Genomic DNA, 13,333 nt, shown 5'->3' with positions numbered 1-13,333 from the left:
AGAATCAAGGCCGCGAAAGATCACTCGGTATTATCTCAAGCCTCGGCTAATTTATCTACCCGTGAGGGAGAAGAACCGTTCGGCCACAGATAACCGGGAGTACTCTTCAGATGCCTGAGAGGATTGTGGTCAATAAATTTGGCCCTGAGGGTCTGGCTCAAGAGAGGGCCCGGAATGGGGGGAGAGAAGAAAAAGCCCTGGCCCTGGTCACAGGCCAACCAATGCAATTGGGCTAATTGTAATTCCGTTTCAACGCCTTCGGCGATCACGTCGAGGTTGAGGCTATGGGCTAGGGTAATAATGGTGCGCACAATCTCCGCATTTTCACTATGGGGCTGCATATCGCTGACAAAGGAGCGGTCTATCTTGATCGTATTGATGGGAAAACGATGAAGATAGCTCAGGGAAGAGTAGCCTGTACCAAAATCATCTAGAGAAATACTAATATCTCGCTTGCGTAGTTCCAGCAAGACCTCCGTGGCCAATTCTAGATTATCCATCAGTAGGGTTTCAGTGATTTCAAGCTTGAGAGATTGGGGCCGGAGATGTGTCAGGGCCAACACTCGATCAATATCCTCTAGTAAATCGCGGTTACGCATATGTCGGCTCGACACATTAACACTGATAGTGAGGTCGTGCCAGGCAGAAAGTTCCGCTTGCAGGGCCAAGGTTTGGGCACAAGCTTCTTCTAAAATCCATTGACTGATGGGAATAATCAGGCCGGTTTCCTCCGCAATGTCAATGAAATGACTGGGCATAATCAAGCCTTCTTCCGGATGTCGCCAACGAACTAAGGCCTCAAGACTTGATAGTTGGCCGGTATCCAGGTTAATAATCGGTTGATAATGGAGTTCCAGTTCTCGGCGTTCGAGGGCCCGGCGGAGGGAACTCTCCCGCTGTAGGCGTAAAACCGCATTGTGGTGCATGGCCTGGTCAAAAACGACGTAGCAAGCTTTGCCCTTGGCCTTGGCTTGGTACATGGCGGTATCGGCATCCCGGAGGATATCTTCGGGACGGCGGTAGAAGATGTGACTGGTGGCAATGCCAATGCTGGTATTGGTGAAAATTTCCTGGCCATGGAGATTGAGAGGGCGAAAAAGTGCTCGGTGAATGCGCTCAGCAATCAAAACAACATCCTGAATCGTGTGAATCTCCTCAATCAGCATGGTAAATTCATCCCCCCCAAGACGGGCAAGAGTATCCTCTGGCCGGAGACAACTCTTAAGCCGCTGGGCAATTTCCTGGAGCAATAGATCGCCGCAAGCATGGCCCAGGCTGTCATTAATCACCTTGAAACTGTCTAAATCGAGAAACAAGACTGCGAAATTAAAATCGGGATGACGGCGGTGACGCTGGAGAGCATGTTCTAAGCGATTCAGAAAGAACAGACGGTTGGGGAGATGGGTGAGCGTATCGTGGGTCGCACTGTAGTGGAGTTGTTCTGCGGCTAGCTTCCGTTCGGTAATGTCACTATCGATGCCATCGAGACGCAGGGGATTGCCTTCGTCATCTCGGACTACTCTGGCTCGGCGCAGGAGCCAACGAATTTCCCCGTTTGGTCGCAGAATCCGGTACTCAATTTCCAGATGGCCCTGCTCTAGCAAGCTCTGCAGGCCATATTCCATGAGTAACCGATCGTCTGGGTGGATGAGAGCCGACCAGAGCTGGGGGTCCTGATAGAAATCGGTCACGGGACGACCATAGACTTCAGCCGTAGCCGGATTGAGATACAGAACCTCTCGGGTTACGGCGGCGGTAGACCAGACCACATCTTGAATCGAGCCTAAAACACCCTCTAGCCGTTCTTCACTTTCCGCCAAGGCCTGGGTGACTCGGTATTGCTCAGTGATATCTCGTAGGGAGACCAAAAAAGCAGGAGCCTGTTCCCAAGTAATATCGACCACCCGCATGGCTGCCATGGTTAATTGGCCCGTGGGGGACGTAAGTTCAATTTCTGTCGCCGTTCCTTGGGCCACGGGGAGGCCAAAATATTGTTCTAGTAATTCTACTTTCGACCGACAAAACAATCGCTCAGCGGCCGGATTAACGAACTTAATTATCCCTGTGGGAGTTACAACCAGTAAGCCATCGGAGATCGTGCTCACAATACCCTGTAACCGGGCCTCACTATCGCGTAGTTGGGCCTCGGCTTGTTTGTAGTCGGTGATGTCGGTTTGGATGCCAATAAAGTGGGTCAGACACCCATTGTTGTCGTGGACGGGAGAAATGTGGAGACGATTCCAAAATAATTGCCCGTCCTTGCGATAGTTGCGGAGACTCACATTGCATTCTTGCCCCTGGGCAATGGCTTGACGCAAAATATCAATTTCCGGTTGCTGGCGGTCTTGGCCTTGCAAAAAACGACAACTCCGGCCGATGGCCTCCTGACGGCTATAGCCAGTAATGGTCTCAAAACCCTGATTCGCATAGATAATCGGATTACTAGATTCCAAGGCATCAATAATTAAAATGCCATTTTGGCTCGCATTAACGGCCCGTTCGAGGAGTTGGAGCTTGGCTTCATCCTCCTGCCGTTCAATGGCCGCGGCTAAAATGTGACTAACGACAATCAGAAAGTTGGCTTCAGCGGAGGTAAATCGCCGAGAAGCATTACTGTAGACCCCCAGAACGCCAAAGGGGCCTTTGGGCGTGGGAATCACCACATTGATGCCACTAATGAGATGTCTGTTATGGAGCAGCGGCGAGGCCCGAAAGCGCGTCTCTACCCGTAGGTCTTCCACCACTACCGCCTCGTAGGATGACATAGAACGGTCTTGGTTCAGGCGCAGGGTATAGCCCGTAAAGGAGCGATGACTACCATCAATGGTGTAGGAACCGACAACTCCCTTGGGCCAGCCCTGGCCAGCAGAAAGTAGAAAGGCAGAGCGATTGGGTAGTAACTCCCACAAAGCAACACAATCGACAGCTAAGGTCTGCTGGAGAATGCGGGCTGTTTCATCAAAAAAAGGATACAGATCCCGTGCGGCAATGCCTTGTTGACTCAGTTCGGCAATAGCCCCCTGGTAACGATACAACTCTGGTACGGATAAGTCTGCGACCGAGGAAGCCTCACCGGTGGTTGACCGTGGCAACGATGAAATCAGCCCTGGCAGTGAGGGAGGGAGAATGGCAGGAAGAGAGTCATTGGAGGAAGGGGGCCCCTGAGAAAGGACATTTAATAGTTTTTTAATCCATATCCGAATAGACATTTATATAGTTTGACCCACACCGAAATAAGAATGGAATTAAAAGAATGTATTAGATTAGGAATTCAGGGGGTGTATTAATTGGAGGAGATTGCTATTCGCATTTAAAAGTGAAGTTTTCGCCTCTTTGCATCCATTGTTACACTGTTGAAGACTTTTTTTGAGATTGCCATGGGTAGCGACACGATTTTTAGCAAAATTATCCGCCGTGAAATTCCCGCCGATATCGTCTACGAAGATGACCTCTGCTTAGCCTTTCGGGATGTGAATCCCCAGGCTCCCGTTCATGTCTTACTAATTCCCAAACAGCCCATTCCCCAACTCGATGCCGCCATTGATGCTGATCAGGCCTTACTGGGCCATCTCCTGCTCAAGGCCAAGACCGTAGCAGAGCAACTCGGTCTGACCCGAGGCTATCGACTGGTGATCAACAATGGCCCAGATGCTGGTCAAACCGTTGATCATCTCCACTGTCATATCCTGGGCAATCGACCCTTGGCTTGGCCCCCCGGCTAGGCCTCCCCATGGGCTAAGATAGGGGGTAAATCCTTAACATTTCTTAACAATATGCAAGCGGTTTCCCCCATGCTGGCCCAATCTTTTCCAGGTAATACTTGGCAGTGGCAAGGACACTCTATCTATTACGTGCAAGCGGGTTCGACCGCCTCTTCGCGTCCGCCGCTACTCTTGGTTCACGGCTTTGGGGCCTCCACCGACCACTGGCGCAAAACCATCGTCGAACTCCAACAGGATTTTCAAGTTTGGGCCATTGACCTCCTGGGTTTTGGCCGCTCCGCAAAACCGGCCTTAGCCTATAGTGGCGCCCTCTGGCAGGCCCAGTTAAAGGACTTTATCGAACAAGTGATTGGCCAAAAGACTGTCGTGGCGGGCAATTCCCTAGGCGGCTACGCGGCCCTCTGTGCCGGGGCCAATCATCCTGAACAGGTTGCCGGCGTGGTACTCCTCAATAGTGCTGGCCCCTTTAGTGATCAACTCCATCCCCGCCAACCTAACCCCGTCCAGCAGTTTCTCAAAAATCTCCTGCTTCAGGATTGGGCTAGTAACTTGCTTTTTCAATACGTGCGGCGCAAGGGCAATATTCGTAAAACCCTCCAGAAGGTCTACGTCAATCAGACCGCCATTACCGACCGTCTCGTAGAGGAAATTTATCAGCCGTCCTGCGACCCCGGCGCCGCCCAGGTCTTCGCCTCTGTCTTCAAAACGCCCCAGGGAGAAGCCGTTGATCATTTATTGGAACGTTTACAGTCACCGCTATTAGTGTTGTGGGGCGAGCATGACCCCTGGATGAAGGCCCGGGAACGGGGAGAAAAATTCCGACAATTCTACCCCTCCCTCACGGAGCATTATCTCAATTCGGGCCATTGTCCCCACGATGATACGCCCGAGCTAGTTAATCCCCTTTTACAGACTTGGCTGATCCAAACCTTCGGTTAATTCGACGGCTTGGTTAACCCATCGGTCAGAGGCCTGGGACTTAATCCTTTTGGGCTTCTGCCTGGGCTAACTTGGCCTGAATATCGGCAATACGGTTGGGGACATCCGCCATCATTTCCTCGTATTTCTCCACCAATTCTCCGGGATAGGCCTCTAGAATTTTCGTCGTGAGGGAAATACGGTTTTTGTACTCATCAATGTCTAGAACCATGACTTGAATACCTTGGCCATAGGTAAACAATGTATTGAGGTCACTAATCCGAACGCCACTGATTTGGGTAATGTGCAATAGGCCTGTCACCCCATTCAGATCCACAAAAATGCCGTAGGGTTGGATTTTGACCACCCGTCCAGCCACAATACTCCCCTTCGCGATCTGGCTCATGGCCGCCGCTTTGAGCTGATTCCGTTGAGATAATACCAACTTATTGCGGTCTGGATCTGCCTCTAGCACCTCAGCAGTTAGAACATGGCCCACTAACCCCTCGGGGTTGTCTTTTTCGACTAAATGAGAACGAGGAATAAAGCCCCGCAAACCAGCCACATCTCCCGTGACTCCACCGCGATTGACCCCTGTGACCAACAGTTCAAGCGCTTTACCCTGTTCCGCCGCGCTGGCGATATTATCCCAGGCTTCTTGGAGTTGGAGTTGACGCCGAGAAAGCTGAACCTGACCATCAGCATTTTGTTCACTAATCACCAGAAAATCCCATTCACTACCCAGGGGGAGTTCTTCTTCAAGGACGGGTACGGCATTAAGGCCCACTTCTCGCAGGGGTAAAAACCCTGGTGATTTTCCGCCAAAGTCAACATAGGCCCCATCAGACGTATGCTGGGAAACTTTCCCTCGTACGGTCTGCCCTTTTTCTGCGTGGTAGTCGTGTTGTTCTAAGGCTTTAGCAAAATCATCGTGTGAAAAAGCCGTCGCTTTGGAAGAAGGGGCCATAGTCAGGGAATTGTTTCAATAAATAATCAGTCTTATATCTTACCAAGCTTTGTCAGTGAATACCTAACCAACTGACAAGTTAGCTAAATCTTTTGTTCTACCTCTCTAACCAATAAACAATCTTGATTAATCCCAGTCCTGAGTTGTGTCACAGAGAAAATAATCTTGCAAAACTTGTTCTAATGGATAGGGACAGACCAAAGGAAAAATACGAATCGGTAGGCCCGTTTCACGTAAAGCCAGATCCGTCCCGGCTTCAAATCCTTCTTCTAGGGCTTCGGGTAATCGAGCCTTTAGACTGGGATTTTGTTTGAGGTGACGACGAATTGAGCGTCGTTGTTCACGAATGGTTAAAAACCAACTCCGAGACCGTTTTTCTGGTTGTAATTCCCATTTGAGTAAATGCCCTAACAGAACGGTTAAACGACTTACTATTTCTCGGTATTCTTGCCGTCCCAAGGCTGAAATTTCCTCCTGTAGGTTTTGCCAGTCTAAATTTGAAATTTGCCTATGGGCTAAGGCTTCTGCCTGGGATTGTGTCCAGGCGTAAAAATCTTGTTCATAGAGACTAGTCTTTATGTGCATTTTTAACAATCCAAATAATTATTTCTGCATTTAATCCCGACGCACTAGGTAATAAGCTTGTCTAGGTAGTCATGGTCGGTAAATTCAAGCTGATTTTCAATAATTATCTTTCTACTAGTATTTTCTTCTTCTGCCAGTATATCGATATTGAACTTTCCAATGCTTGCTTTAGTCTGAATGATAGAAATATTCACTTCTATTGTATCACTTAATGAACCAATATTTTCTGCTTGTGCAAGCCAAATTGTAAAATCTAATGCTTCATGTTTCCAAATTTCCCTTAAGTCTACTTTTTCAAGTTTAGATAGTTGCATAGGCTTCTTTTCTTATTCTAACGAGTAACGCCTTGAATAACTGGACGGATGTCTGTGCCTTCAAAGGTGCCGGGATTGCCGCTCCAGTTAAAATCACTAATGCGAAGATTAATCGAACCCACTTGGAGTTGGGGATTGTAACGCAACTGTAAATTGTAGGTACGCCGACTATACTCTAAAAAGTAATCTGTACTGATTTCCTTGTTGGCATCAATACTATAGGCGCTCTGAATGCCGACACGGAGGGGGCCATAAACCTGTTGAGTCAGGCCCCAGGTCAACACTTGGGTATCCGCAAAACGGTCGAACAGAAAAGGCGATACCTCCCCCCGAATGCCTTGGAAGTAGGTAATATTGAAGCCGGTATAGTCGAGGTAGGACCGGGAAAAATGACCAAACTGGCCAAATAAGCCAATGCTGCCGGTTAGGGACGGCTGAGTACTGCCATCGCTATAAAAACTACTAACCCCTGTGAGCCCCGTTGTTAGGGATAGGTAGGGAACCACGGGGCGTGGAGAATAACGCAGGCCTTCTTCTGGTGTCAGGGGTAACTGGGTTCCAGCCCAGAGAAGAAAATCCTTATTGATGGAAGCGGCCCCTTGGTAGCGTAGGAGGGTGACTAGGTTATTTTCCCGATTAGGACTCAGGAGAGCGGCCTGATCAGTGTCGGCCTGAATGTCTTGGATGGAAAATTGATAACTGAGACGAAAACTAGGGTCGCCCAAGTTGATGGTGGGAGAGACTAAGACTGCCCCTAGACTTTGGTTTACAGTTTGAAAGCCTAAGGAACCATTGAAAAGACGTTCGCGGTAATTGTATTCCACCCGCAGGTCGTGGGGATTATCCATCGGCCCAATTTTATTTTGCAGGGCCAATTTAGCCCGCAGGGAATTGTCTACTTCATCAAGATTGAGGTTAGAAAAATTAAGGGTATTGATCAACCGCATCCGCTCGTTGAAGCTGACATCCAGGTCCGTAATCAGGCCAAAAACCGAAGGACAAAGGGCACACACTGTCGATTCACTCTGATTGGCCTGGGGAAAGGCATCGGGAAAAAGGGCCTTTTGAATCAGGTACTGGGGCTTGACTTGGAAACGAACCTGCTTGGTATCAATGGGCGTAAAGCCCGATTGGATAAATAACCCGCCCCGGTCTTGGCCATCATAGCCGATGCTGAGAACCCCTGGCTGCCGGTCACGACGGTCGATGGTTAGACGATCTTGGAAGGGGAGAGAGGTCGTTTGGTCAAGTAAAACCCGAGAACCACTGAGTTTCACCTCATCGACTTGGGGCGCCACATTATAGTAGTCTGCGGTTTCCGCCTGAACTTCTAACTCTGGTGGTGAGAAGGGATCATTGGTAATCCGGACTTTCTTGGCATTCCAACCATCAGCATCAAAATCAACTCGCTCGGCCTGGAAGCGCAGACGATTGACCTGGCCCCCAGACGTACCGGGAGTCCCTGCAGTCCCGAATTGATTAAGGCTAAGACCGCCACCGACCGCTACTCCCAAGCCATCCGTTGCCGTAATATTCTGGACGGGCTGATTGGCGGCCAAGCGTTCATTGAGAGTACTGCCAGAAATAATACTACCCCCAGGGTCGGTGGGGAGGGTGGGGGACAGATCCCGGCCGGTTGTCGGTTGGTAGATATCCCCGTTGGCCTGATAGATGACCCCCTTATTCAACACAAAAAAATACTCAAAACGTTGGCCCTTAAGCGTTTGGTCGCCTCGCTCTAAGGTGACATTGCCTTCAGCCACGGCAAAACGATCCGGCAAGTTAACCTGTAGGCGGTCGGCCAGCAGCACCCCATTGGTAAACCGCATCACCACATTCCCGGTGGCGGTAACGATTTGGCGTTCACTATCGTATTCTTGTTGGTCAGAAATGAGTTCCACCACTTCTGGAGGGGGGGCGGGTTTGACGGCTGGTGCTGGTGAGGGATTTTCAGGAGTAATAACAAATTCCTGGGACGTACCCTGCCGAGCTTGGGTTACTAGGCGCTGGGCCTGACCAAGGCCAACAATGGGCTGGAGTGTTGTCGAGGATGGCTTCCATCCCTGGGTGCCCTCCGTGTGGACTGAGAGGGGTTGTCCTAGTTGCTGGGCCTGGGCTGGGGGAGGAAGGGGAGAAGATAGAGTCGGTTTGGGAGCGGCGTAATGATACTCTACAACCGTAGGAACCTCAGCAGGAATGGGCGATATAGACGATCCTCTTGTTTCAGCAACGAGACGGGTATCCGTTTCCCTTGGACTGACGTACTGTACTTGGGCCGGGGGAGGAGGGACAACAAAGGGGGGCATCTAGATCGACGGGGCGACTAACAGTCAATATTTAGCAGTAATGAAGACTGATTTGGCTAAAGATTGTGCCAAAAAAGCAACTGGGACGAGAACGTTCTCGTCCCTGCTGTCTAGCGTAACTCAAGGCCAGTAATGTTTGTGGATGCCTATTCAAAGTCTTTGCGACCGGGGTTACGGGTGGGATCGCTGGAGAGAAAACCAAAGATAAAGAGAGAGATAAAAAAGCCAACAACGATGTAGACCGCAATTTTGAGGGTTAACATAGGTGCTCCTTAAAAAATGATGATTATGGACGGGGATGATATGCTACCTTGCCTTACTGTACCCTATTTCGGCTCCTCGTCAGCGTTAGAATCAGGGCCATCCCCTGCGGCTTTGTGATAGCCATGTCCTTCAACTCCCTGTCCGGTCTTCTTGGTAATTTGCAACAGCATCCCCACTGGGAGCACCTGCGTCATTACCAGCAAACGCTGATAGCCTGGCGTCAGGTAGTAACGCCTGAGATCTACTCGCATACTCGCCCCATTGCCCTTCGCCAGCAGGTACTTTGGATTGCCACGGCCTCCCCTGTTTGGGCCCAGACCCTGAGCTTCCAACGTCCTCAACTATTGACTCAACTCAATCGCCATCTCTCAGACCCCCTCCAGGATCTGCGTTTTTCTCCAGGGCAGTGGTACCAATGGCGTCCCGATGCGAATCCGACAGAGCCAGAAACGTCCCCACCTCTGACAACACTCTTTCCTGAAGAATCTCCCGAGCAAAAGCCCGTGATGGATCCAGAGCAGGCCCTGGGCCGTTGGCTAGCTGTGATGGAACAACGGCGGCAAGTCTTACCTAGTTGTCCCCAATGTCAGGCCCCCACTGATTCCCTGGCCCTGGCCCGTTGGTCTGTTTGTGCCTGCTGTGCTCGCCGACGGTGGACGAAAACCTTGGCCCAGCGTCGAGATTGATACCAGTCCCGAGACCGAAAGAAGTGGGCCTTAGAACTGCTTCTGTAATTAAAAATACAGAAAGAAAGTAAAGAAAATATAAATAATCTGTAAGTCTTAACACCTGATAAATCCCTAGGAACCTTCATTTCTTCGGTATTTCCCCCCCTTTTTAGTCCGAATTTATACCGGATGAGACGGGTCTTTGAGAGATTAATTAGTCAAACGTAAGCGATTAAATCAAGATGTCTAAGCAGATTCTAACGAAGAAGACCGTGGATTATGTTAATTCCGCGGACAGGGTTCGATCCCGTCAGCAATTACCTCTCCAGGAAGATTGGCGCAGTGGACTGGGTTTCCTCCAGCCTTTATTTACTTCCTACTGGTTTGCCAGCGTTCCTCTGTCTGCTCTTATTGTCGTGGCCTGGCATGCAGCGGCGACTGCCCAAAGTACCGAAGTTGTCAATATCACCGTTGAAAGTGTTAACGCAAATGTCGCTACCCTGAAAGGGACATTAGATGCCATCTGGATTCTAATCGCGGCCATTTTGGTTATTTTCATGAATGCCGGTTTTTGTATGCTGGAGGCTGGCCTCTGTCGTCAAAAAAATGCCGTTAACATTTTGACCAAAAACCTGATCGTCTTTGCTCTGGCTACCATTGCTTTCTGGGCCATTGGTTTTTCTTTGATGTTTGGTGCAGACGGCAGTCCCTTCCTGGGCCTTGGTGGCTGGTTTGTGAGTGGTGCCTCAGAGACCTATGGCCTCAAGCCCTTCCCCGAAGGCCTGCCCGTTCCCGTTTTTTTCCTTTTCCAGGTAGCCTTCGCTGGTACCGCCGCCACGATCGTTTCTGGGGCGGTGGCGGAGCGCATTAAATTTGTTGACTTTATTATCTTCAGTCTGCTCCTAGTAGGGATTTCTTACCCCATCACCGGCCACTGGGCCTGGGGAGGTGGCTGGCTTAGTACTCTAGGCTTCCGTGACTTTGCTGGTTCTACTGTGGTTCACTCCGTTGGTGGTTGGGCCGCTCTGGTGGGAGCTATTATTCTCGGGCCTCGCATTGGCAAGTATGTTGATGGTCGTCCTAGTGCGATTCCCGGCCATAACCTCAGTATTGCGACCCTTGGTTGTTTAATTCTCTGGATTGGCTGGTTTGGCTTTAACCCCGGTTCCCAATTAGCTGCTTCTCCAGATTGTGCCTACATTGCTGTGACCACGAACCTGGCGGGGGCCGCCGGAGGGATTGCCGCAACGGCGACTTGCTGGGCAAAGGATGGTAAGCCCGACCTCAGTATGATCATTAATGGTATTTTGGCGGGCTTAGTCGGCGTCACTGCAGGCTGTAATGTTTTCTCCTACTGGGGAGCGATTCTAGTCGGTAGTATTGCCGGTATCCTCGTTGTCTATGCTGTTGGCTTTTTCGACAGTATTAAGGTTGATGACCCCGTAGGTGCGGTTTCTGTTCACTTGGTTAATGGTACCTGGGGAACCCTCGCAGTGGGTCTTTTGGCCGACCCCAAAAACCCCATTGCTCCTGCGGAAGGTGCGGCTAGTGGTCTGTTCTACGGTGGTGGCGTTGGACTCCTAATCAATCAAATTATCGGGATTGTGGCCATTGGGGCCTTTACCGTTGCCTTTAGTGTCCTGGCTTGGTTTATCCTGAAACAAACCCTCGGAATTCGAGTCAAGAAGGACGAGGAACTCATGGGTCTGGATATTGGCGAACACGGCATGGAAGCCTACACAGGTTTTGTGAAGGATGTTGATGCCTTTGTGGGGAGTGGTGCTGAGTAAGCTCGGCCGCCGAAAGCTCCAGTTTTTTTGAGCTTCATAATCGTGGTTGGGATGAGTAGATTAAGTCCAGATTTGGGCTTTTTCTACTCTCCTTTTTTGAGGGCCCTAATTGCCGCCAATGTCCTCTAGTCTAATCCTCCAAACTAGGAGACTACAGATTTTTTACCCCTCCGCCTTCGGCACCTCCCCTTGCAAAGGGGAGGACAGGATAGGTACCAGTTGTGTGGTGGAAGGCTCCAGAGAGGTAGTATTAGACGCCTAGGGGCACCTGGGCCGCCTTTGCTCCCGCATCTTGATGAGACCGGAGACAAGCCAGAATGGCATCGACGTTTTGCTTGGCGTCCCCAAAAAGCATCTGGGTATTGTCTTTGTAGAACAGAGGATTTTCTACCCCGGCATAGCCCGAGGCCATACTCCGTTTCATGACTACAACATGATTAGCTTTCCAGACTTCTAGGACGGGCATTCCGGCAATGGGACTCTGGGGATCCTCCAGGGCACTGGGGTTGACCGTATCATTGGCCCCAATCACGAGAACAACGTCAGTTTCTGGGAAATCTTCGTTAATTTCGTCCATTTCCAGTACGATGTCGTAGGGCACATTGGCTTCAGCGAGAAGGACGTTCATGTGGCCCGGTAAACGCCCCGCCACCGGGTGAATGCCAAACCGAACGGGGATTTTTTTGCCCCGGAGCAGTTTAGTAATGTCCGAAACAGCGTGCTGGGCCTGGGCCACGGCCATGCCGTAACCAGGGGTAATAATCACGCTCTGGGCCTGGTTGAGGAGTTCCGCTACGTCTTCGACGGTGGTAGCTGTTACCGTGCCGACGGGCGTATTGTCGGTTTTAGGGCCTGACACCGCACTGGCCCCTTCACCAAAGCCCCCAAGAATCACACTCAGGAAAGAACGGTTCATGGCTCGGCACATGATGTAGCTTAGGATGGCCCCACTACTGCCTACCAATGCCCCAGTGATGATTAGCAGGTCGTTGGAGAGCATAAAACCTGCCGCCGCCGCTGCCCAACCGGAATAGCTATTGAGCATAGAAATAACAACGGGCATATCAGCCCCCCCAATGGCCGCGACGAGGTGAATTCCTAAAAGTCCCGCTAATCCCGTCATGATCAGCAAGGGATTTAGGCCCTGGGGGTTGTCCAGAACCATAAACTGCCAGCCCAGAATGATGACGGCAGTTAACAGGCCAAGATTTAAAAAATGACGGGCCGGTAAAAGTAACGGTTTACTACTAATCAGAGCCCGCAGTTTGCCGAAGGCGATAATGGAACCGGTAAAAGTGACAGCCCCAATAAAAACGCCCAGATAGATTTCAATCTGGTGAATGGTGGCCTCTGCTCCTGTCAAACCGGCCTCCGGGGCCAGGTAGTTACCAATCCCGACCAATACGGCCGCTAGTCCGACAAAACTATGGAGAATGGCCACCAACTCAGGCATGGAGGTCATGGCAACACGGGAGGCCAGCAGAAAACCCACCAGCACGGCCGGCACAATGGCCACTACTAGAGGCCCATAACCCTGAAACTGGGGACTCAGAGCTGTAGCGATAAAGGCCAAAACCATCCCGGCGATACCAAGCCAATTTCCCCGTCGGGCGGTTTCCTGATTGGCCAGGCCCCCTAGACTAAAAATGAAAAGAACACTGGCGGCAATATAGGCCACCGTCTGTAAGCTGTTGGACATAATGGGCAAAGGAATGAACTATTCGGAAATTTTTGCTAGCCAAGGGAATTCAGCGCGGTTGCAGTGCTTTAGTATTGTCCTTGGCTTAGTCATTTGAACT

Annotated in this window: 11 protein-coding genes; 4 read left to right on the top strand and 7 right to left on the bottom strand. The window is 50.6% G+C overall.

Annotated features, from left to right (window positions below):
• Nucleotides 1-35: 35 nt before the first annotated feature.
• Nucleotides 36-3,092 carry an EAL domain-containing protein gene (locus ABXS88_RS10610; protein WP_353672019.1) on the bottom strand — a complete coding sequence of 1,019 codons (3,057 nt, stop codon included), beginning with the start codon at nt 3,090-3,092 and terminating at the stop codon, nt 36-38.
• 285 nt (nt 3,093-3,377) lie between these two features.
• On the opposite strand from ABXS88_RS10610, the gene ABXS88_RS10605 reads away from it, so the two are divergent.
• The gene (locus ABXS88_RS10605) at nt 3,378-3,722 is read left to right on the top strand and encodes a histidine triad nucleotide-binding protein (RefSeq protein WP_353672018.1); all 345 of its coding nucleotides are present in this window, start codon (nt 3,378-3,380) and stop codon (nt 3,720-3,722) included.
• A gap of 51 nt (nt 3,723-3,773) precedes the next feature.
• Nucleotides 3,774-4,661: an alpha/beta fold hydrolase gene (locus ABXS88_RS10600; protein WP_353672017.1), complete on the top strand. Its 888-nt coding sequence runs from the start codon at nt 3,774-3,776 to the stop codon at nt 4,659-4,661.
• 40 nt (nt 4,662-4,701) lie between these two features.
• Here ABXS88_RS10600 and ABXS88_RS10595 read toward each other — a convergent pair whose 3' ends face one another.
• The 5 genes from ABXS88_RS10595 to ABXS88_RS10575 all read right to left on the bottom strand — a co-directional run bounded on the left by ABXS88_RS10595 (nt 4,702) and on the right by ABXS88_RS10575 (nt 9,075).
• Nucleotides 4,702-5,607, bottom strand: coding sequence for a S1 RNA-binding domain-containing protein (locus ABXS88_RS10595; RefSeq protein ID WP_353672016.1), 906 nt, complete (start codon nt 5,605-5,607; stop codon nt 4,702-4,704).
• 126 nt (nt 5,608-5,733) lie between these two features.
• On the bottom strand, nt 5,734-6,192 hold the full coding sequence (locus ABXS88_RS10590) for a DUF29 domain-containing protein (protein ID WP_353672015.1): 459 nt from the start codon (nt 6,190-6,192) through the stop codon (nt 5,734-5,736).
• Between the two features lie 44 nt (nt 6,193-6,236).
• A complete protein-coding gene (locus ABXS88_RS10585; RefSeq protein WP_353672014.1) occupies nt 6,237-6,506 on the bottom strand; it encodes a hypothetical protein in 270 nt (89 codons plus the stop codon).
• A gap of 17 nt (nt 6,507-6,523) precedes the next feature.
• Nucleotides 6,524-8,812, bottom strand: a complete 2,289-nt coding sequence (locus ABXS88_RS10580) for a DUF3769 domain-containing protein (protein WP_353672013.1) — start codon at nt 8,810-8,812, stop codon at nt 6,524-6,526.
• Nucleotides 8,813-8,958: 146 nt separating this feature from the next.
• The gene (locus tag ABXS88_RS10575) at nt 8,959-9,075 is read right to left on the bottom strand and encodes a photosystem II reaction center protein I (protein ID WP_353672012.1); all 117 of its coding nucleotides are present in this window, start codon (nt 9,073-9,075) and stop codon (nt 8,959-8,961) included.
• Between the two features lie 123 nt (nt 9,076-9,198).
• Between ABXS88_RS10575 and ABXS88_RS10570 the strand changes: the two genes are divergently transcribed.
• Nucleotides 9,199-9,762 carry a DciA family protein gene (locus ABXS88_RS10570; RefSeq protein WP_353672011.1) on the top strand — a complete coding sequence of 188 codons (564 nt, stop codon included), beginning with the start codon at nt 9,199-9,201 and terminating at the stop codon, nt 9,760-9,762.
• A 224-nt stretch (nt 9,763-9,986) separates the two neighbouring features.
• A complete protein-coding gene (locus ABXS88_RS10565; protein ID WP_353672010.1) occupies nt 9,987-11,534 on the top strand; it encodes an ammonium transporter in 1,548 nt (515 codons plus the stop codon).
• A gap of 250 nt (nt 11,535-11,784) precedes the next feature.
• On the opposite strand, the gene pntB is transcribed toward ABXS88_RS10565, so the two are convergent.
• Entirely contained in the window at nt 11,785-13,233 is a 1,449-nt protein-coding gene (gene pntB / locus ABXS88_RS10560) for a Re/Si-specific NAD(P)(+) transhydrogenase subunit beta (RefSeq protein ID WP_353672009.1), read from the bottom strand.
• Between the last annotated feature and the right edge of the window lie 100 nt (nt 13,234-13,333).

Origin of the sequence: Synechocystis sp. LKSZ1, assembly GCF_040436315.1 — a bacterium.
GTDB lineage: Bacteria > Cyanobacteriota > Cyanobacteriia > Cyanobacteriales > Microcystaceae > Synechocystis.
This window is presented reverse-complemented; position numbering and strand designations above follow the sequence as displayed.